The organism is Pseudomonas sp. 10-1B (assembly GCF_000935045.1).
GTDB lineage: Bacteria > Pseudomonadota > Gammaproteobacteria > Pseudomonadales > Pseudomonadaceae > Aquipseudomonas.
In genome coordinates this window covers 114,410-133,300 of record NZ_JYKS01000011.1, presented here as the reverse complement: position 1 = coordinate 133,300, position 18,891 = coordinate 114,410, and the positions used below count along the sequence as shown (strand labels likewise).

The window sequence follows — 18,891 nt, the reverse complement described above, 5'->3', positions numbered from 1 at the left end:
TGACAGGACGATTCGATGACAACTGCGCTACGACCCAAGCCTTTGCCGCCGATGTGGCTGTTGGTAATGGTCACCATGAGCGGCACCCTGGCCATGCACATGTTCGTGCCGGCACTGCCGTATTCGGCGGCAGAGCTTCATGTAACGGCCGGGCAGGTGCAGATGACCATCAGCATGTACATCATCGGCCTGGCTGTCGGGCAGTTGGTCTACGGCCCGCTCTCGGATGCAATCGGTCGCCGGCCCGCCCTGATGGCCGGGCTGGCGCTGTATTTGGCCGGAAGCGTGACCGCGGCACTGACCAGCGATCTGCATGTACTGGTGGTGGCCCGGCTGGTGCAGGCGCTCGGCGGATGTGCCGGGCTGGCCTTGGGGCGTGCGATCGTACGCGATACCTCGGACTCGCAGAACGTAGTTCCTCGCCTGGCGTTGTTGAGTTTGATGATGATGATCGGCCCAGGGCTTGCGCCTGTTCTGGGCAGTTTGATCGCTGCCACGCTAGGGTGGCGGACCATTTTTGTCGTACTGGCCGGGCTCGGTTCATTTGCGTTGCTTTGCTGTTGGTATCTATTGCCCGAAACAACCCGGCCAAGTGGGCAGCTCAATGTCCGGAGCGTACTGGCCGACTACAGACGCTTGTTAGGTTCTGCGCGGTTTTTGGGGTTCGCTTTGGGCGGAGGAATGGCCACCACTTCCATCTACGCGTTCATTGCCGCAGCCCCTTTCATTTTCGTCACCGAACTGCATCGGCCGTTGCATGAGGTCGGGATCTACCTTGGGCTGATGATCGCGGGCATGTCATTGGGCAATGCGCTGACGGGCCGATTGAGCCGTCGACTGTCGATCGACCAGTTGCTGCAAGGTGGCAATGTCCTGAGCATCACCAGCAGCTCTGTGTTGGTGATCCTGACTCTGTTGGGCTACCTGAGCCTTCCTGCCGTGCTGGCACTGATTTTCCTGTTCAGCTGTGGCATTGGTTTGAGCGGGCCTTGCGCGTTGACCAAGTCACTGAGCGTCAACCCTCACATCACCGGATCGGCAGCCGGGTTGTACGGGTTCATACAGATGACTGCGGGCGCAATCAGTACTTCACTCGTCTCACTGGGCGCCGATCCCTCGCTGTCCGCAGCCTTGGTATTGTTGGCGGCTGTGGTGATGGCGCACATTGGATTCCGCGTTGCGCTACGGCAGGAGAAAGTCCAGAGCTCTCCCTTTGCTCCCAATGTATGAGGCAGTAGAGAGGCTTGCGTTTCGGCTGTCCGTTGCTTTTCCAACGGCCACTATGGTTGGCGTTCCTAGACCCGACGGTGACTAAAGACTGCCTGGATCGCCGAAGAACATTTGGACAGCGCTCTAGCCGGGTTTTATGCAGCCAAAAAATAGAAATGTACCCCAAAAATACCCTCGATACCCCCAGCGGCATGCGCGATCGAGAATGGCGATTTCTGACTGCTGTCGAGGTGGGGCACATTGGACTTCAGTGTAGCGTAGTGGCTCTGTAGCTAGGAGCAAGGAGGACCTGCATAGCATTTGGGTTAACCGTCAATAGCGGCTGCTGGGACCAAGGCGGACTTCGCTGACACCCCTGCGAGAAATTAATGCGCTGACGCTATTCGCTCTCTCATCATCCCCATCAGCTCTTCGTTTTCCAGCGGTTTGCTGAGCAGGAAACCTTGCACTTCATGGCATTGGTCATCGCTAAGGAGGGCTAGTTTCTCGGCGGTCTCGACACCTTCGGCAGTCACCGTCATGCCCATTGCGTTGCCAAGATTGATGATGGCCTGGACCACGCTACGGTCGCTGCCGCTCTTGCCCAGATGCTGGACGAAGCGCTTGTCAATCTTGATGCTGTCAAATGGGTAGGTACGTAGGTAGCCCAGCGAGGAGTAACCAGTCCCGAAGTCGTCCATGTTCAGGCGCACGCCTAGCTCCTTCAGTGCATGCATGGTGTGCAGAGCGCCTTCACCGTCGTTGAGCATGACGTTCTCGGTAATTTCCAGTTCCAGGCGGTGGGCCGGCAAGCCAGTGGCGCGCAATGCGTCGCCCACGTCGCAAACTACATCGCTGCGGCTGAACTGGGCCGGCGACATGTTTACCGACACCATTACCGCCTGTGGCCAGCCGCGGGCCTTCATGCAGGCTTCCTGCAACACCCAGTTCCCAAGCAGCACAATCAGGTCAGACTCTTCGGCCAGCGGGATGAAACGATCTGGGCGTAGCAGACCCAGGCGCGGGTGTTGCCAACGCACGAGGGCCTCAGCCGAAGCGAGCGAGACCCCGTCGACCTTGAAGCGCGGCTGGAAATGCAGCACTAGCTCGCCACGCGGTATGCCCTCGCGCAGTTCGCTTTCCAGCACCCGCTTGTCCATCAATGCTGCATTCAGTTGGGGCGAAAAAAAGCGCCAAGTGTTCTTGCCCGCCTGCTTGGCGCTGTAAAGGGCTACGTCAGCGTAGCGGATCAAATCGCTTGGCGTACCGGGATATTCGGCCGACATCACTACCCCAAGACTCACGCTCACTTGAACGGTATGGCCCTCGACTCGCATGGGTCGTTTGATCGCCTCGATCAAGCGGATGCAGAATCGGTCCATGTCCCTGTGATCGCCTGGCCGGGTCACTACGACAATGAATTCATCGCCCCCCAGGCGGGCGACCAGGTCACTATCGCGCGTAGCCTGACCAAGGCGGCCGGCTACCTCGAGCAACACCGCATCGCCGGCCGGATGCCCAAGGCTGTCGTTGATCGGTTTGAAGTTATCAAGATCCAGTATCAGCAGCGCTACCTGGAGCGGCCCAGCACCAGTCATGGTTTGTTCGAGGAACCGGAACAGCTTGTTACGATTCGGCAGACCGGTAAGGGCGTCGTGCAACGAGAGATGCTGAATCTGGGCGTGTGCGGCTACTTCGTCGGTGATGTCGCTACAAGTGCCACGAAACCCAGTGCAGACGCTCTGGTCCACGATCGCGCGGGAAGCGATCCTGCAAATGCGCTGTTGGCCGAGATGATCCTGGTACTGGCAGCGTAGGGTGCCGGAAGAGCCTGTTGTAGCCAGACTGTGTAGCCAGGTCTGGAGATGGCTGGTATCACACGACATCATCTCGGTAATCGGGCGCTGTCGCCATACATCGACGGGGTGCCCGGTGAGTTCGCTAAACCGGTCCGACAGGTAGGTTAACCGCAGCAGCACATCGGTTTCCCAGATCCAGTCCGACGCGGCTTCGGCCACGGCCTTGAAGCGCTCCTCACTCGATTGCAGGGCGGCCCTGGAGATCATCAGGGCACGGTGGCTACGATCGATCCTGGTGCTGGCCCGCATCGCATAGCGTGCGAACTGTGCAATGGTCAGCGCAATCAGGAGCACGGCAATAGCGAGGGGCGTAATTACTGTCTGGATCAGTTGGGTACCAGGCTGCGGTAAATCCCAGGTGAGGGCGCGACCGCTGGCTTCGAGGGCAAGAGCACCGCGCCCTCGACGCAGATCGGTCGAATCGCTTACAGCCAGACCGGACAACCCTGCCGACTCGCCCAGCGCCAACAGCACCTTCGGCGAGAGCACGCGAATGAACACCATCACCGCGGTCGGTTCCGGCAGATGGTGGGGTTGGGCCTGAGGGCGAATTAGCGCAGCGCTGTACACCGCCGGCAGGCCACGAAATACGATAAATCCTGAAGTCGCCTGGTCATGCTGCGCAGCTTGGCGAGCAAGATGCAAGATCTTGCCAGCACTAGCGGTAAGCAGCTCCAGCCCCTGCTCGCTGAGCTGGCCTTCCAGCATGGCATACCGGGTACCGTCATCATCGAGCACGTATACCCCATCGTACCCATCGGAGGTGAAGAGCGTGGTTCCTACGTTGTCCTCGATGTATGCCCAATGCGTGTCGACCTGTCTTCCCAAGTGGTCATAGGCGGCCTGCCAATCGGCATGGGTCAGCAGGAACGTCCTGTCGTTCTTCTGCAACTGGTTGATGGCCGAATTAGCATGGAAGCGGCTTTGCTCCATTTGCCGAACGTCTAGCGCCTCGGCGAGGCGGTAGAGGGAGAACAGTCCCAGCAACAGGGCCAACAGTAGAATCAAGGAGAACACCATGATGAGTTGTCCAACCACATGACTACGGGTCGACATTTCATTGTCAGCAAACACATCCATTGTTTCACCATCGCGGTCAAGGTCTCCCAAAGTTGACCGGGGCGTAGGCTTGGAGGTCGATGGAGCTGACGATCGGTGGTGGCGCAAGTCCCCTAGTCGCCGTTGAGCGACGGACACTGAAAAGCACTGCTGGGCACAGCCTCTGGTTACATGCATGCAATAGGTAAACTGCCAGCCCGGCCGGTGCGCAGGCGAACAGCACCTTAATCACACCTCGCTTGAAGTGGAACAAAGCAATCGCAGCTGCAACTGCAATCACTGCGCAGGGCCAGTCAAGCGCAAGGGTTCAATGCAGATGATGTGTGTTCTGCCGGGACAAGGCGGATGCTCCGAAGATGAGGTGGGCGTTGAGGCTGCGCGGCTGTCCTACCGCTGACCTGTCCCAGGTGAACCTTGCCACGGCAGCAGGCTCGACAGTCAAAGCGGGGGAGGACTGGCGAGATGAACGCGATCACCCAGCAGATCACCCAAGAGCAGCGTCGTCTGGCTGCTGTGAACCGTTGGTTTGCGCTGTATGACGATGTCGAGCGCAGGCGCGATTGCCCAAGTAGCCACCACGAAGAGTTGCTTCGCCAGGCCGACGAGATGGACCGCCTGGGGCTCATTGACTGGCGCGAATGGCGAGACCTGCGGCGGCTCGCCGACCGCGGCTTACTCAAAGCCGTAGCCGGCGCGGACTACCATCCTTGTTCAAGGCTTTTGCGTTGATTTGGACGCTCGCAATGCCCGTAGCAATGATGATTAGCGCCACTGATCCGGCTCATGACCCAGCACATTGAACACTCTATGCTCACTGAACACCTGAACAGGGTAGGGCACTTTTCTGTCGCCCCTGACATTAGGGAGTTCAGCATGAAAGCCATTGTGTATAACGGCCCACGTGTCGTCGCGGTCAAGGATGTACCGGACGCAAGCATCGAGAAACCCACAGATGTGCTGGTGCGGATCACCGCGACCAACATCTGCGGCTCCGACCTGCACATGTATGAAGGCCGCACCACTTTCGAAGCCGGGCGCGTATTCGGGCACGAAAACCTGGGTGAAGTGATCGAGGTGGGCGTCGGGGGTCGACCGGGTCAAGATCGGTGACCGGGTCTGTCTGCCATTCAATATCGGCTGTGGGTTCTGCGAGAACTGCGAAAAAGGGCTCACAGGTTTCTGCCTCACGGCCAACCCAGGCGCTGCCGGTGCCGCATACGGCTTTGCCGAGATGGGGCCTTATCAAGGTGGCCAGGCGGAGTTGCTGCGTGTTCCCTATGCGGATTTCAATTGTCTGGTACTGCCGGAGGACGCACAGGAGCGAGAAGATGACTACGTGATGCTTTCACACATTTTCCCTACCGGTTGGCATGCAACCGAGCTGGCGGGTCTGCAGCCGGGCGAGAGCATTGCCATCTATGGCGCAGGCCCGGTCGGGCTGATGGCGGCGCACTCGGCAATCATCAAAGGGGCGTCCCAGGTGTTCGTGATCGACAACCAGCCGGATCGCCTGCAGTTGGCCGCGCAGTTGGGGGCAACGCCAATCAATGTTGTCGAGCAGAAGGCTGTGGAAGAGATCATAAACCTTACCCAGACCGTGATTTCGTCTCGAGAATCAGGGCTGAGACTCGCCTATTGGGCGAGCCTCCTTTTTCGTCAAAGAATCGGTTTACCGCCGGTGACAGCGTACCGTGAACCACTGATGTAGCTGGCCTCATCGGAGCCCGGCAGCACATAGATCGGAGCGACCTCAACCGGCTGCCCTAGTCGCCCCATGGGGTAACTGGAGCCGAAGTTTTTCACCGCCTCGTCGGGCATGGTGGCCGGGATCAGAGGCGTCCAGATGGGGCCAGGCGCAACGCTATTGACCCTGATTCCCTTCTTCCCTAGCAGCTGAGCCAAACCCGCCGTGAAGTTGGCAATGGCACCTTTGGTCGCGGCATAGGCCAGTAAGCTTGGCGATGGATCATCGGAGTTGACCGAACTCGTGTTGATGATCGAGCTGCCCTTTGGCATGGAAGGCAGGGCTGCCTTGCAGATCCGGAAGATGGCGGTGATGTTGGTATCGAAGGTTTTCACCCATTCATCATCGTCGATTTCTTCCAGGGCCTCATGGGCCATCTGGAAGGCGGCGTTGTTGACCAGGATGTCGATGCGCCCGAACTGTTCGACGGTCTTTTCCACGATGTCGTGGCAGTGTTGTTTCTGCGCCAGATCGCCGGGCAGCAGGAGGCATTGTCGGCCTGCAGCTTCGACCCAGCGCGCGGTTTCCTGCGCGTCTTCATGCTCATTGAGGTAGGCGATGGCAACGTCAGCACCCTCGCGGGCATAGGCGATGGCGACCGCCCGTCCAATGCCGCTGTCAGCCCCGGTGATCAGCGCAATCTTGCCTTCCAGGCGGTTGTGGCCGGTATACACCGCAATCTGGATAGGGATCCATCTTGCGTTGTGAACCGGGAACGCTTTGCGGCTGGGTCGGAAATGGCGGAGTAGGGAAATCGCGCATGGTAGAAGCTCCTGCAGTTGAGAACTGCTCTTACCGTTTCGAAGCATCGGATGCCTGTGCGTTGGGTTGAATGTGCACTTGGCACGACGAGCGGTGCCCTACTCGAATGCGAATTGAATTTCTGGTTGCATCGTTTGTTCTACCGAACTGACCTCCTCGCGCTCTTCTCGCCGGGAGGCGCATTGCAGGAGGAACAAGTGCCTCGAATCATTACCCCCGCGACCCCGGAGCATGAAATCAGCGAACATAACGCCAGGATGTTCGGGTCCCCCAAAGAGCGTCTGGACTTCTACCGGCGTGAGATCCAGTACGAAACCAGTATTCTGGCCAATCGTACCGACGCCTACCTGGCTGCACAGTCCTTTCTGGTCATCGCGTTCGTTTCCTCCATGGGCAACCTCAACCAAGGATGGGGAGAAATGTTTACCCTGATCGTGCCCGCGTTCCTCGCCTTGCTGGGGGTGTTGAGCTCGCTCAATGCCTGGCCTGGGATACGGGCAGCGTACAACATCATCGATCATTGGCAACTGAAGCAACGTCACTTGCTACAGAGCGAGCCCATCATGGGGTTGGCATACGATGAGTCGCCTCTGTTCTGCGAAGCCGAGACATCCCGAGCAGGACATCGAAAGTCGCTGCTGTTTTCGCTACGTACACCGTGGATCTTTCTGGTGTTCTGGCTGCTGCTGGGTAGCTATTCGGTGTACATCCAATTGGCGTGATAACGCATCACCCGTCGATAGTACGGCCCCTGGAAAGGGGGCCGATGTGTAGAGAAAAGGGTCAGGCAGCCAGCGCCTTGATCAACTGCCCATTGAAGGCCGGAATATCGTCCGGTTTGCGGCTGGTGATCAGGTTGCCGTCCACCACCACCTCTTCATCAACCCAGTTACCGCCTGCGTTGCGAATATCGTCCTGCAACGTCTTGAAGCTGGTCATCCGCTTGCCCTGGGCCAGCCCGGTCGACACCAGCAGCCAGGCGCCGTGGCAGATGACCGCCAATGGCTTGCTTGCCGAGTTGTGGCTTTTCACCAGCTTCTGAGCGCCGGGTATCAGCCGGATGGTGTCGGAATTCTGCACGCCGCCCGGCAGCACAATGGCGTCATAGAGATCCAGGTGGGCACTGTCGAACGTCGCATCCACGGCAAATTCGTCGGCGGGCTTGTCATGGTTCCAGCCGCGTACACTCCCTTCCTTGCCACTCAGGATGTCGACCACGGCGCCGTTTTTTTCCAAGGCTTCACGCGGACCGGTCAGTTCGATCTGTTCAAAACCATCGGTGACCAGGAAGGCCACGCGCTTGCCGCTCAGTTGTGCATTCATTGTTGAATCTCAGTTTTCCGATGGGCCTGAAAGAGGAGGCCACCTATCAAGCTCGAAGTTCAAAGACGATGTTTTGAGTTGCCGTTCCACGTCCTATGTCGCCGCCTGGCTTTCCAATTGAATTTTTCTCGTCCATCTCCCCTCACAGACGCATGAGTGAAAGGGAGAGACTCACGTGGCTGGACAGCAACTGTACGTTATCGACTACACGCTCCATGGCGAACGCCGAACATTCATCATCCGTTTGGAAAAAATGGACAACGCCGTTGCCTGGCATTGGGCTAGCTGCGACGCAGGGGTTAGCATCATTCCCAGATTTTGTCAGCAGAACATCAAGATGGTCAGCCGGCCCATGGCCGAGCGCTACGGGATCGCGAATGTGAAGTGGCGATTGGCAGGCGATGGTCCGGAGTTCATTGCGCCGCCTATCGCTGTCGAAAAATTTTCGGAGAAGGGTGTGGGCGGTTAGCGGCTTACAGCTGACCCAATTCACTGGAGGCTTCGCGATGCAACCAAAAACTGAAGGTCATGAGGAGCACGGGCCGAGTGGTGTGCCTTTCATCAACGATCCGGAAAAACCTACCTCACCACCTTTGAATGACGCTGATGCCACGGATGCCGCAGAAGCTGAGGAAGACATCGAAGACGATGGCCAATCTCTCTGACTAGAAGGAGCATGTGATGGACAACTATCACCTCAGCCCGACTTCTGAAGGGTGGGAGCTGAAGAAAGCAGGCGCTGAGCGGGCCTCGAAGCGAGCTGCAACCAAGCAGGAACTGCTGAGCTCGTTGCGGGAGTTTTTTGACGGCAAAACCGCATCGGTAAAGATTCACAAGGCCGACGGTACCCTTGAGGAGGAGCGTACCTATCCACGCTCTGCTGACCCGCGCCGTACAAAGGGTTGAACACGATTAGCGCCCGTGACCTCGGCATCAACGTCGCGGGCACTAACGGCTTGTATCTTTGGTTGCTAGCCAGCTTCCTCATGGGCAAGCGGATTCGCTCAACCGTGGCGGTAGCCGCCTACCAGGTGCTGATAGATCAGCAAGGCTTAGACACTCCAAGAAAGCTAGGCCGTGCATCCCATTCACTGCTCGTTCGTCTACTGGGCCAGGCGGGTTATACCCGCTATGACGAGTCTACGGCTCGACGACTACATATGCTGGGCGACAAGCTGGAAGCTGAACTCGACCATCAATTGGGCGTGCTGCAAAACGGCGAACAGAACATTGATGGATTTCAACAGTGGCTGCTGTCATTTGAAGGGATTGGGCCCAAGACGGTTGAGATTTTCATGCGCGAGGCGTCAGCGCTGTTATCGGCACAAGGCGAGGAAGGGTAGCTGGGACGTGGCCTAGTGCTGCCATCGACGTTTCCACCCATGAGTGAAACACTCGGAAATCCACTATGGACTGGAGAAGCTCATGAAGCTCGATGTCGAGGGCGTGTCACTGTCAGGGATGGCAGTCGTGGTTGTCGAAGATGATGAGACACTACGGATGCTTCTGGTGGATATTCTCACCGAAATGGGCGCCGACTGCGATGGCTTCAGCAATTCGGAAGATGCGCTGATTTCCATGATGGGCAGCCACGATGGCTGCTCCCTGGTCGTTGTCGATCACGGTGTACCGGGAAGCATCAAGGGCATGGAGTTCATTTCCATGGTTCATGCAAGGTGGCCTGGATTACCGGCAATTCTCACTTCGGGATATCACCTGGACGCTTCAGAGGTTACCCCTCCCGTAACATTCCTTTTCAAGCCGTGGTCTATCGAAGAGCTCGCAGAGGCTATCGGTAAGGCCCTTCAGGCGACGCCCTTGAGAGCTTCGCTAAATCCATCTGGCCATAAGCTGATCTAACGCTGCTGATTGTCACGGGCCGCATCCTCTCCCAACTGCTCGACGGGCTTTTCGGGATGGGCTTCGCACTGGCTGCCCATGGCCCGGTACTCCTTGCGTAGCTTATGAATTTGCTGATTGTCGAGCGCTTCGAGATCGAGCACCGACTGGTGTGCTGATTTGGTTGCCCTGATCAGCTCGTCCAACTTCACATGGATGATGTCGTTATCACGATTTTGGGTGTTCTGGATGAGGAACACCATGAGGAACGTGATGATGGTGGTGGATGTGTTGACGATGAGCTGCCAAGTATCGTTGTAGTGGAACCAGGGCCCGGAGGCTGCCCATATGGCGATCAACACCACGGCGATCAGAAAAGTGCTTGGCTTGCCCGCGTGATTGGATAGCCATTGGCAAAATCGTGCGAATTTCATTTTTTGCATCTCCACAGGTGTCTAGAAACTCTGACCACAGCGAAGCGTTGAAATCTTTTTTTACATTTCGTCAGTGTGGCCGGCGAACGGGATAAGCGCAGCGGAACGACGTGAAGCGACTAAACGTCGAATTTCAGTCGATACCTATTTTGCAGGCCCCTGCGCACATGACCTTTATCGTCTGGTTCGCCATGCTCGGCGCAGTCTTGTTGCTACTCGCGCTCTCATCCTCGTATTTGCGTTGGATACCTGTTACGTCCTCGGTGGTGTGCCTGGGTCTAGGCATTGCTCTGGGCTCGCCCGGGCTGAGCTTCCTGCAGCTTGATGTCGCCCAGTCGAGTGGCTGGATGGAGCATCTGACCGAAGTCGCCGTGTTGTTTTCGCTGTTCTTCAGCGGCCTGAAGCTGCGCCTGCCCTTGGGTAACCACAGATGGTGGGGGGCCTTCTACCTGGCTGGGCCGGTCATGGTGACCTGCATCGCTGGCGTAGCACTGGTGGCGCATTACGGCCTGAATCTGGGGTGGGGTATCTCGGTGATGATCGGTGCCATTCTCGCGCCTACCGACCCAGTCCTGGCGACACTTGTTCAGGTGGTCGATGCTCAGGATGACGATCCTGTCCGTTTCAGCTTGTCTGGCGAGGCCGGTCTCAACGACGGGGTGGCTTTTCCTTTCGTCATGCTTGGTTTGTTCCTTCAGCAGAACACAGGGGAGGCGTGGCTGGGCGATTGGCTAGTCAAGGACATGTTGTGGGCCGTGGCTGCTGGACTGCTTTGCGGCTACTGGATGGGAGGCGGTCTGGGCAAGCTCACGCTGTTCCTGCGCCTGCGTAACGACGACAGCACTGTGTCACCCAACGACTACCTGGCCCTGGCATTGATCGCGCTCGCTTACGTGATTGCCGAATCGATCCAGGCCTATGGGTTCCTGGCGGTATTCGCCGCGGGGTTGGGCCTGCGCCAGGCCGAAGTGCAGACCTCTACCAATCCGGATGCTCCAGCTGCGGAGCATTTGGTGCAGCCAGTGGTGGGACACCAGCACGTGGCGCCAGAGTTGGCGGTAAAAGGGGATGTGGAAGGGCTTGAGGATTCACAGGTGGCTGCCGGGATCATGCTGGGAGACATGCTCGCATTTGGCGGCCTGGTTGAACGAGCGCTGGAGGTCTTTCTGGTGACCTTGCTCGGCGTTGTGCTGGTCGCCCATTGGGATTGGCGGGCCCTGATCATTGCGGGGGCGCTGTTCCTGGTGATTCGGCCTCTGAGCGTCATGCTGATGCCGTTCCGGAAAATGCTGGATGCGAGGCAGCGTGTGCTGCTGGGGTGGTTCGGCATTCGGGGCATTGGTAGCTTCTACTACCTGTTCTATGCCATCAATCACGGCTTGTTACCAGGCTCTGCAATGGAAGTCGGCAATCTGGTGCTGTCAGTTGTGGCGTTGAGCATTATGCTGCACGGGCTCAGCGTGCAGCCGCTGCTTGCGCGTTACGAGGCGTGGAAACGGAGTGCTTGTGAATAACGCACGTTCATAAAAATGCCAGGGCGATCCTTCGCCCTGGCACATTCAACGTAGGCCAGCCGCCTTAGCTGTTGCGACCGCCGCCATGGCTGTTCTGTCCGCCTTTGCGGCCAGCCTCCGAGGCGCGTTCACGGTCATTGGCAAAGTTGCCGCCTGAGGATTGGCCACCCTTGCGCCCCGCCTCGGATGCTTTCTCCCGGTCGTTGGCAAAATTGCCTGGGTTGTTCTGTGCAGTGCCGCCTTGATGCCCGCGATTGGTTTGGTTGTTAGCCATGATCTTTCACCTCATGTCAGTCACACAGGAAAGTCTGTGTTCAAGTCCGACTGCTACCCCTGGGGCAAACACTCCCACAAAATCGCCTTCACCGGACGAAACGCATGAAGTATTTGACGCTTTATTTCATGCGTCCTAGAGCCTGCGCCGCAAGTAGCTTGGGTTGGCACCCATCAGTTCTCTGGCATTGTTTCCACCAAAGGTGGCCGCTCAAACAAATCCCCGCATGCCGTTCGATCAGCGAACCGGCTGAACTCAGGTTGCCAGAGTCGGGTCGATAGCTGACGCAGGAGCGAAAGGGGCGAACTGTGCAAATTGACGCGTTATTGATGGAGCTACTCAATGCTCGCGGCCCTGGCGGCCAGGAAGATGAGGTGCAGGCCATTTGTCTGCGGGAGTTGGCCTCCCTCTGTGACGATGCGCATATTGACCGGGCAGGCAATGTCGTTGGAGTCGTCCGCGCTGGGCCCTCCAGTGATCCAGAAGCTGCCATCAGGGTCATGGCGCACCTTGATGAGATCGCAATGATCGTCAAGAACGTCCGCAAGAATGGAACGTTGGAAGTTCTGGCCTTGGGTGGTGCTCAGCCGATCAGCTTCGGTGTCTGCCCAGTCGAGATTCTCGGCGATGAACAAACCCTGCCCGGTGTTCTGTCCTATGGGTCGATGCACAACAGCGGTCGGACTTCCAATGGGCGAGATGTGCTCGCAGGCGATGTTCAGTGGAAGGATGTATATGTGGTCACACGCATGTCGAAGCTTGAGCTGGAAAGCGCTGGCGTGCGCCCCGGCACCCGTGTGGTGCTCAGTCAGCATTGGCGTAAACCTTTCAGTGTCCAAGACTGTGTGGCTGCCCATTTTCTTGATGACCGTGCACCACTCGCTGCGGTAATCGAGTGCGCCCGCTTGCTGCGAGCAAGGCGTGAGGAATTGCACCAGGATGTGTGGTTCGTCTTGACCACGCTGGAAGAGGAATCCAATGCCGGTGCGCTATACGCTGCTGCCAGGTTACCGGGAGAGACCACCATTGCAGTCGAGGTCGGGCCGGTGCTTGAAGAATATGGAACGGAGCTTACGGCCAACCCGATCATCAATACCGGCGACCAGAAGGGATACTACAGTCGCACCGTGGTGCAGGCGCTGATGGCCGCCACTCGGCGGGCAGGGTATATCCCCCAAGCGGCGTTGCTGGTGGATTTTGCTTCCGATGCCAGCGTGGTGTTGAGCACAGGTATTGATGCCAAGGCTGGATGCATTGCGATCCCGACCGAAAATACCCATGGTTTCGAGATGGCCCTTATGGAGGGGATCTCGGCCTGTGCCGTTACGCTCGTCGAATATCTGATGGATCCGGAGCCAGGCCATCCGTCCGACGCTTCGTTACCGAGATGAAGGCTGCTCTGAAATATCGCCACGGTGTTCGTAGACCGCAACATGCATATCCGTTGGTTCACGCCCCGGGCCAAGGAGATTTTCAGCATGCTCCCGGTGGATACCGGGCGCTCGCTGCTGGATATCACCCATCGTCTCAATTATCCAGAGTTGGCCGAAGACGCTTCGTCCGTGTACGAGTCGCTGACCATGCTGGAGAGGGAAGTCAGCAGGGCCGATGGCCGCTGGTACATTGCCCGGCTATTGCCGTACCGTTCCAGCGAAGACCATATCGATGGGACGGTGCTGACGTTCATCGACATCACCAAGCGTCGCGAGGCTGAAGAAGATCTGCGCCTGGGCCAGGAACGCATGCGCCTGGTCGCCGAGAGCACCCACGATTTTGCCATCATCATTCTCGATGAACACGGCAAAATCACCGACTGGAACACCGGCGCTGAGCTGATCTTCGGCTACACCGCTGAAGAGGTCGTCGGCGCCTCCTACGAGCTGATTTTCTCCGCAGAAGATCGCAGCGCGGGTGTCTCTCAGACCGTGAGGCTGCACTTATTTGAGCTCCAAGAAGCCTTCTCGTCTGAGTAGTTCCACATTCGATGGTTTCACCACTACTTGACTGAGTTCCGCGGCAGAGAACCATCGGCATTCTACGATTTCGTGTGATGCTCGAGGCTGGATGGACGCTGGGACGGTCATGCGATAGAGCCAGTGCTCCTCTCCTGGAAGCACGCTGTGTCCCAGAAACTGAGCGTCGGTAAGTTGCAGGCTGGTTTCTTCATGCAACTCTCGACAGGCCGCCTCGAACTGGGTCTCACCAGGATCAATTTTTCCGCCTGGTAGTGACCACTCAGGAGCTTCTTTGCGCACCATTAGAATTTTACCGGCTTGCAGGCAAATGGCAGTGGAATGCAACTCTCTCAATTGGCTCATGGCGGTTCCTCCGGTATGTACGGAAGGCCCAAACCGCACGCCAAAGTTCATGTCGTAAGGTGAACGGTTTAACCAGCCCAAGCGCCTAATGCCAGTCAGTTAAGCCTTAGTGGCAGCTATTGGGGCTGCTTTGCAGCCCATCGCCGGCAAGCCAGCTCCCACAGGTACCGCGCAGATCTCAAGCTTTGCGCAGTCCCTGTGGGAGCTGGCTTGTCGTGGCGACGAACCGCTGCGATGGGCCGCACAGCGGCCCCAAATGGCTTAACTGACCGACATTAGCCCAAGCGCCTGCCTCAAATCCGCGATGTAGCTATGGTGAGCTCTCGTAACCATAAGACTAAAGTCGCAGGAGGCCGGCATGCGTATTCGCGGTGATGTTTTTTGGGATTGGACAAACCCAGCGCTTCATCATCGGTCTCACGGCGAGAACTGGATGAATCTCGAGATCGTTACTCACTTAAGCGTCACCGAGATTTTTCTAAGAGCCAAGCCCACACAGCATCGCTGGGGTCATTGGACGGCAGAGAATCATCCAGAACGGCCGACTAGCAACAGGTGAGGCGCCGATCGTTGCCGCTGCCCGTGAGACTATTTAGCGGAGGCCAGCATTGAGTCGCCCATTGTAGTTGAACATCACGCTATGCCAAGGCTCTGACCAGTAATGGTAAAGCGAGGACGTTCCAATGAGCATCGAACGCAGCATCCCCGAGCTTGAAGCTTGGTACGCACAGTACGAGGACATCAGCTACCGGCGCGAGTCGCCGTATGCCTATCACCATGAGCTGGTCCAAACGGCTGAGGCCCTGCGTGACGACGGCGCCATCGACTGGGACGTCTGGCTAGCGCGCAAGGCGCTGGCCGACCAGGCGCCGGTACGGGCGCTGGAGGATGCAGTGAAGGCCCATGTCAGTGACCCGGACGCATGAAAGCCCTCAGGATCGCCACCTTCAACATCAACGGTATCCGCAGCCGCCTGCCGGCCTTGCTGGCCTGGTTGGAGCGTGAACGGCCCGACATCGCCTGCCTGCAGGAACTCAAGGCGGCGGATCGGCAGTTTCCGCGCCAGGAGATCGAAGCGGCGGGTTATGGCTGCCTGTATCTGGGGCAGCCGGCGTGGAACGGCGTGGCCATCCTGACGCGTGACAGCGAGCCGCTCGAAGTCCGTCGCGGCCTGCCCGGCATGCAGGACGATGACCAGAGCCGCTATCTGGAAGCCGCGGCGCACGGAGTACTGGTGGGCTGCCTGTACCTGCCGAACGGCAACCCGCAACCCGGCCCGAAATTCGACTACAAGCTGCGCTGGTTCGAGTGCCTGCTCAAGCATGCGCAAGCGCTTTACGGCAGTGGTCATCCAACGATACTGGCCGGTGATTTCAACGTGGTGCCGACGGATATGGATATCTACAACCCTCGCTCATGGGTCAAGGATGCGCTGCTTCAGCCCGCGTCGCGGGCGTGTTTTGAACAGCTGCTGGCGCAGGGCTGGGTCGATGCCATTCGCCATTTGTATCCTGACGAGCGCATCTACACGTTCTGGGATTATTTTCGCAATCACTGGGCCCGCAATGCCGGGTTGCGCATCGATCACCTGTTGCTCAACCGCGACCTTGCCCCGTACCTGAAACAGGCGGGCGTCGATGCGTGGGTGCGAAACGAAGCCAAGGCCAGCGATCATGCGCCCGTCTGGATCGAGTTGAGCGAGCGCCGCCGGCGCCACTAGTGCACGGCAACCAACCTTCACGCAAAGGTGCAGTCACTACCGATAGGCGCCCAGCGTTTTCGGGCCGTGGAGGTGATAGATGCACTTTGTCTGCCTGCTGCGCGCCTGGATTTCTGTTGGACAGAAACCCAGGCGGTATCAGGTGGCCAACCGAACCTAACCCTCCTCGTGATCGCTCACCGGCGTCGGCGTTGGGCATGGGTGATGACGAACCCAGCAAGGAGCCCGATAACTGCCGCACTCAGCAACATAGGGGTTCTATCTTTCGGGGTTCTCCACCCACCCTCGATACTTCGCCGACCGCTTGGCGGCTCGAAGAGATTGCCTGAGGACTGCTGTGCACCAGGACTGCGGTCCAATCCCCACCGAGTAAGCCATCCAGAAAGTCCCGGCAGCCCTGGCACCAGATAGCTGGCCAAATGCGCGAGGCGGGCGCTTGCACCGACGGTGGTGCTTGCGCGAGGTGAGATCGCACAGGCCACCATGGCCTTGGCTACGAGCTCTGGATCGTAGATGGGCCCTGGTGGTTTGAGCGCATGGCCGGTGTAGTTACCGCCATCACGAAAGCCAGGGGTATCCATCACGGCTGGATAGATGTCACAGACGTGAATGTTGGGGAATTCTGTGAGCTCGCCCCTGAGTGCCTCAGTGAGCCCGCGCAAGCCGAACTTGCTGGCCGAATAGGCTGCGGCATAGGGTTGGGCCACCCAGCTGCCCAGAGACAAGGTGTTTATCAGCGTGCCGCTGCCCTGTTTCTTGAAGTACGGCAGCGCCACATGGGCCCCTCGAAGGTAACCCACCAAGTCAGTCTGGATGACCTGCTCATGGGCTTCGAGCGGTGTCTCCTCGAAACTGCCCACCGCACCTACACCTGCGTTGTTTACCCAGATGTCTATTCGGCCTTGGCCAAACTCGGCAGCACGGGCTGCCAAGGCTTGTACCTGATCGCTCTGGGTCATGTCGGTGGTCACGGTCACCGCATCGGTGCCGCAATCGGTGCATTCGTCGAGCGTTTCAAACAGTGCTTGCTCATCTCGTGCCGCCAGTACCAGACGCGCGCCTTTGCAGGCAAAAGCATGAGCTGCGGCGCGGCCTATGCCGCTGGACGCTCCGGTGATGACCACCACCTTGCCGCGCAGCGGGCCCCTGATCGGCGAGCGAGTCAGCGGTGGCGGCTCATCGGCGGGTGTAACAGGATGGTTTTCCGGCGCCGTGAAAGTCTCAGTGACTTCAACGGGTGACAGCTGGAGGGATGTGCCGTCCACAAGTCTCAGGGTCAAGTTGCTGATCGTGCCGGCCACGCGATCAGGAAACACCGGCTCTCCTTCAGCATCCAGACTGTCGTAGATGAACCGGTTGCCTTCCAGCCATCCCACAGCTGTCAGAAGCTCGGGGCCAAGGTAATATTTGCCATCCTGAAAGAAGCCTGGGAACTGGTGGGCGCGTTCAAGATTTTCAACGCAGTACCGTTCTCCCGGCTTCATACCTGTCGCTTGATCAATCATGGTGCAAGCTCCTGTGAGGTTTATACGTAGTCAGGGCCCAGCGTCCCTGATGCCGCCCCTGGAACAAGGATCACCTTGCGGCAGTTGTCCTCTTTCTGATCGAACATCTTGTAACCCATTGCGGCCTCCTCCAACGCAAGGCGGTGGGTGACGATCAGCTCGGGCTGGAGGCGTCCGGCTTCGATGTGTTCGAGCAGCTCGGGAAGGTATTTCTGGACATGGGTTTGCCCCATCTTGAAGGTCAGCCCTTTGTCGAAAGCATCGCCGAACATGAAGCCGTGAATGAACCCCGCATAGACCCCTGGCACGCTGACTACGCCGCCACGTCGCACAGCCGCGATGCTCTGGCGCAGGGCCTTGCCGCTGCTGCCTTCCAGTTTCAAGGCCGTCATCACGGTTTCCGTAGTGCTGCCTTTGGCTTCAAACCCGACCGCATCGATGACCGCGTCTACACCACGCATACCCGGTGTCTGGCGAATGATGCTGTCGGCAGGATCATCATCTTGTTCAAAGTTGATCGGGATGACGCCGTAGGCCTCCTGGGCGTAGGCCAGCCGGTAGTCATTGTCATCCACCATGAAGACGGTGTGGGCGCCCAGCATCCGTGCGCAGGCGGCACTGAGCAGGCCCACTGGTCCCGCACCGTAGATTGCTACCGATGAACCTTGGCTTATCTCGGCATTGATGACCGCTTGCCAAGCGGTAGGGAGGATGTCAGAGAGGAACAGCACTTTGTCATCGGCGAGGGTCGTCGGCACTTTGAATGGCCCGACATTGCCTTTGGGTACCCTGACGTAATCAGCTTGGCCTCCAGGGATGCCGCCATACAGATGGCTGTAGCCAAACAAAGCAGCGCCGGGTGGAATGCCCTTTTTGTTGATGATCGATCCGCGACCGGTATTGGTCGTTTCGCAGGCAGCGAACAGATCGTGCTGGCAGAAGAAGCAACTTCCACAAGCAATCACAAATGGAATCACGACGCGGTCGCCAACCCGCAAGTTCGTCACGTCTCTACCGACGTCCTCGACGATGCCCATGAACTCGTGGCCGAAGATGTCGCCGTGTTCTGTTTCCGGGATCTTGCCGCGATAGAGGTGGAGGTCGGAACCGCAGATTGCGGTGGCGGTCACCCTCAGAATGATGTCGTCTGCGTCTTGGAGAATGGGGTCAGGGACAGTGTCTACCCTGACATCGTTAGCGCCGTGGTAGGTGAGTGCTCTCATGGTCTTGCTCCTGCATCACAAAAACGTGGGGGTATGCAGGGGAAGGCTTTTGGGCTGGCAAAGTTCAGACCAACTGGTTCAGTGGTGGTGGGATGCAGGCTTGGTCGG

At 58.2% G+C, this 18,891-nt stretch carries 19 protein-coding genes and 3 pseudogenes; 14 read left to right on the top strand and 8 right to left on the bottom strand.

What is annotated here, in order from left to right; translation table 11 throughout:
- Positions 1–15: 15 nt before the first annotated feature.
- Positions 16–1,230, top strand: a complete 1,215-nt coding sequence (locus TZ03_RS08445; RefSeq protein ID WP_051096990.1) for a multidrug effflux MFS transporter — start codon at positions 16–18, stop codon at positions 1,228–1,230.
- Between the two features lie 365 nt (positions 1,231–1,595).
- Here the strand turns inward: TZ03_RS08445 and TZ03_RS08440 are convergent, their stop codons facing one another.
- Complete coding sequence (locus TZ03_RS08440; RefSeq protein WP_051096988.1) at positions 1,596–4,148, bottom strand: EAL domain-containing protein; 2,553 nt, start codon at positions 4,146–4,148, stop codon at positions 1,596–1,598.
- Between the two features lie 441 nt (positions 4,149–4,589).
- Between TZ03_RS08440 and TZ03_RS08435 the strand changes: the two genes are divergently transcribed.
- Entirely contained in the window at positions 4,590–4,856 is a 267-nt protein-coding gene (locus TZ03_RS08435; protein WP_051096986.1) for a hypothetical protein, read from the top strand.
- A gap of 144 nt (positions 4,857–5,000) precedes the next feature.
- Positions 5,001–5,718: pseudogene (locus tag TZ03_RS08430) on the top strand (alcohol dehydrogenase catalytic domain-containing protein); the annotation flags it as partial.
- 65 nt (positions 5,719–5,783) lie between these two features.
- On the opposite strand, the pseudogene TZ03_RS08425 reads toward TZ03_RS08430, so the two are convergent.
- Positions 5,784–6,633 (bottom strand): annotated as a pseudogene (locus TZ03_RS08425) (SDR family oxidoreductase).
- A gap of 197 nt (positions 6,634–6,830) precedes the next feature.
- Between TZ03_RS08425 and TZ03_RS08420 the strand changes: the two are divergent.
- Positions 6,831–7,355, top strand: coding sequence for a hypothetical protein (locus TZ03_RS08420; protein WP_051097111.1), 525 nt, complete (start codon positions 6,831–6,833; stop codon positions 7,353–7,355).
- A 61-nt stretch (positions 7,356–7,416) separates the two neighbouring features.
- On the opposite strand, the gene TZ03_RS08415 is transcribed toward TZ03_RS08420, so the two are convergent.
- Positions 7,417–7,956 carry a type 1 glutamine amidotransferase domain-containing protein gene (locus TZ03_RS08415; RefSeq protein ID WP_051096984.1) on the bottom strand — a complete coding sequence of 180 codons (540 nt, stop codon included), beginning with the start codon at positions 7,954–7,956 and terminating at the stop codon, positions 7,417–7,419.
- Positions 7,957–8,131: 175 nt separating this feature from the next.
- On the opposite strand from TZ03_RS08415, the gene TZ03_RS08410 reads away from it, so the two are divergent.
- The 5 genes from TZ03_RS08410 to TZ03_RS08395 all read left to right on the top strand — a co-directional run bounded on the left by TZ03_RS08410 (position 8,132) and on the right by TZ03_RS08395 (position 9,816).
- Entirely contained in the window at positions 8,132–8,425 is a 294-nt protein-coding gene (locus TZ03_RS08410; RefSeq protein WP_051096983.1) for a DUF6555 family protein, read from the top strand.
- Positions 8,426–8,462: 37 nt separating this feature from the next.
- Entirely contained in the window at positions 8,463–8,621 is a 159-nt protein-coding gene (locus tag TZ03_RS31225) for a hypothetical protein (protein WP_177328449.1), read from the top strand.
- Between the two features lie 16 nt (positions 8,622–8,637).
- The gene (locus TZ03_RS08405) at positions 8,638–8,862 is read left to right on the top strand and encodes a DUF2188 domain-containing protein (RefSeq protein WP_051096980.1); all 225 of its coding nucleotides are present in this window, start codon (positions 8,638–8,640) and stop codon (positions 8,860–8,862) included.
- Positions 8,859–9,299, top strand: coding sequence for a DNA methylase (locus TZ03_RS08400; RefSeq protein WP_051096978.1), 441 nt, complete (start codon positions 8,859–8,861; stop codon positions 9,297–9,299). The genes TZ03_RS08405 and TZ03_RS08400 overlap by 4 nt, the downstream gene beginning before the upstream one ends.
- A gap of 82 nt (positions 9,300–9,381) precedes the next feature.
- Positions 9,382–9,816 carry a response regulator gene (locus TZ03_RS08395; RefSeq protein WP_051096976.1) on the top strand — a complete coding sequence of 145 codons (435 nt, stop codon included), beginning with the start codon at positions 9,382–9,384 and terminating at the stop codon, positions 9,814–9,816.
- Here TZ03_RS08395 and TZ03_RS08390 read toward each other — a convergent pair.
- Positions 9,813–10,229 (bottom strand): low affinity iron permease family protein, encoded by a 417-nt coding sequence (locus TZ03_RS08390; protein WP_051096974.1) that lies wholly within the window; start codon positions 10,227–10,229, stop codon positions 9,813–9,815. The two genes, TZ03_RS08395 and TZ03_RS08390, sit on opposite strands and share 4 nt — an antisense overlap.
- A 167-nt stretch (positions 10,230–10,396) precedes the next feature.
- On the opposite strand from TZ03_RS08390, the gene TZ03_RS08385 reads away from it, so the two are divergent.
- Positions 10,397–11,743, top strand: coding sequence for a cation:proton antiporter (locus tag TZ03_RS08385; protein ID WP_051096972.1), 1,347 nt, complete (start codon positions 10,397–10,399; stop codon positions 11,741–11,743).
- A gap of 64 nt (positions 11,744–11,807) precedes the next feature.
- Here the strand turns inward: TZ03_RS08385 and TZ03_RS08380 are convergent, their stop codons facing one another.
- On the bottom strand, positions 11,808–12,017 hold the full coding sequence (locus TZ03_RS08380) for a general stress protein (protein ID WP_051096970.1): 210 nt from the start codon (positions 12,015–12,017) through the stop codon (positions 11,808–11,810).
- 308 nt (positions 12,018–12,325) lie between these two features.
- Between TZ03_RS08380 and TZ03_RS08375 the strand changes: the two genes are divergently transcribed.
- Together TZ03_RS08375 and TZ03_RS08370 are read left to right on the top strand one after the other, a co-directional pair.
- Positions 12,326–13,408, top strand: coding sequence for a M28 family peptidase (locus TZ03_RS08375; RefSeq protein ID WP_082056580.1), 1,083 nt, complete (start codon positions 12,326–12,328; stop codon positions 13,406–13,408).
- A 12-nt stretch (positions 13,409–13,420) separates the two neighbouring features.
- Positions 13,421–13,942, top strand: a pseudogene (locus tag TZ03_RS08370) (PAS domain-containing protein); the annotation flags it as partial.
- Positions 13,943–13,954: 12 nt separating this feature from the next.
- Here TZ03_RS08370 and TZ03_RS28545 read toward each other — a convergent pair.
- Positions 13,955–14,335, bottom strand: coding sequence for an NUDIX domain-containing protein (locus TZ03_RS28545; RefSeq protein WP_082056579.1), 381 nt, complete (start codon positions 14,333–14,335; stop codon positions 13,955–13,957).
- A gap of 683 nt (positions 14,336–15,018) precedes the next feature.
- Between TZ03_RS28545 and TZ03_RS08365 the strand changes: the two genes are divergently transcribed.
- Complete coding sequence (locus tag TZ03_RS08365; RefSeq protein ID WP_051096966.1) at positions 15,019–15,261, top strand: hypothetical protein; 243 nt, start codon at positions 15,019–15,021, stop codon at positions 15,259–15,261.
- Positions 15,258–16,055 (top strand): exodeoxyribonuclease III, encoded by a 798-nt coding sequence (gene xth / locus TZ03_RS08360; RefSeq protein WP_051096964.1) that lies wholly within the window; start codon positions 15,258–15,260, stop codon positions 16,053–16,055. Before TZ03_RS08365 ends, xth begins: the two co-directional genes overlap by 4 nt.
- Before the next feature lie 176 nt (positions 16,056–16,231).
- Here xth and TZ03_RS08355 read toward each other — a convergent pair whose 3' ends face one another.
- The gene (locus tag TZ03_RS08355) at positions 16,232–17,560 is read right to left on the bottom strand and encodes an SDR family oxidoreductase (RefSeq protein WP_051096962.1); all 1,329 of its coding nucleotides are present in this window, start codon (positions 17,558–17,560) and stop codon (positions 16,232–16,234) included.
- Positions 17,561–17,580: 20 nt separating this feature from the next.
- Positions 17,581–18,783: a zinc-dependent alcohol dehydrogenase gene (locus TZ03_RS08350; protein ID WP_051096960.1), complete on the bottom strand. Its 1,203-nt coding sequence runs from the start codon at positions 18,781–18,783 to the stop codon at positions 17,581–17,583.
- Positions 18,784–18,891: the final 108 nt, after the last annotated feature.

Bases quoted from the DNA above. Each gene is read 5' to 3' on its own strand.
- TZ03_RS08445 (WP_051096990.1), top strand. From the start codon at position 16: ATGACAACTGCGCTACGACCCAAGCCTTTGCCGCCGATGTGGCTGTTG.
- TZ03_RS08440 (WP_051096988.1), bottom strand. From the start codon at position 4,148: ATGGATGTGTTTGCTGACAATGAAATGTCGACCCGTAGTCATGTGGTT.
- TZ03_RS08435 (WP_051096986.1), top strand. From the start codon at position 4,590: ATGAACGCGATCACCCAGCAGATCACCCAAGAGCAGCGTCGTCTGGCT.
- TZ03_RS08415 (WP_051096984.1), bottom strand. From the start codon at position 7,956: ATGAATGCACAACTGAGCGGCAAGCGCGTGGCCTTCCTGGTCACCGAT.
- TZ03_RS31225 (WP_177328449.1), top strand. From the start codon at position 8,463: ATGCAACCAAAAACTGAAGGTCATGAGGAGCACGGGCCGAGTGGTGTG.
- TZ03_RS08405 (WP_051096980.1), top strand. From the start codon at position 8,638: ATGGACAACTATCACCTCAGCCCGACTTCTGAAGGGTGGGAGCTGAAG.
- TZ03_RS08395 (WP_051096976.1), top strand. From the start codon at position 9,382: ATGAAGCTCGATGTCGAGGGCGTGTCACTGTCAGGGATGGCAGTCGTG.
- TZ03_RS08390 (WP_051096974.1), bottom strand. From the start codon at position 10,229: ATGAAATTCGCACGATTTTGCCAATGGCTATCCAATCACGCGGGCAAG.
- TZ03_RS08385 (WP_051096972.1), top strand. From the start codon at position 10,397: ATGACCTTTATCGTCTGGTTCGCCATGCTCGGCGCAGTCTTGTTGCTA.
- TZ03_RS08380 (WP_051096970.1), bottom strand. From the start codon at position 12,017: ATGGCTAACAACCAAACCAATCGCGGGCATCAAGGCGGCACTGCACAG.
- TZ03_RS28545 (WP_082056579.1), bottom strand. From the start codon at position 14,335: ATGAGCCAATTGAGAGAGTTGCATTCCACTGCCATTTGCCTGCAAGCC.
- TZ03_RS08365 (WP_051096966.1), top strand. From the start codon at position 15,019: ATGAGCATCGAACGCAGCATCCCCGAGCTTGAAGCTTGGTACGCACAG.
- xth (WP_051096964.1), top strand. From the start codon at position 15,258: ATGAAAGCCCTCAGGATCGCCACCTTCAACATCAACGGTATCCGCAGC.
- TZ03_RS08355 (WP_051096962.1), bottom strand. From the start codon at position 17,560: ATGATTGATCAAGCGACAGGTATGAAGCCGGGAGAACGGTACTGCGTT.
- TZ03_RS08350 (WP_051096960.1), bottom strand. From the start codon at position 18,783: ATGAGAGCACTCACCTACCACGGCGCTAACGATGTCAGGGTAGACACT.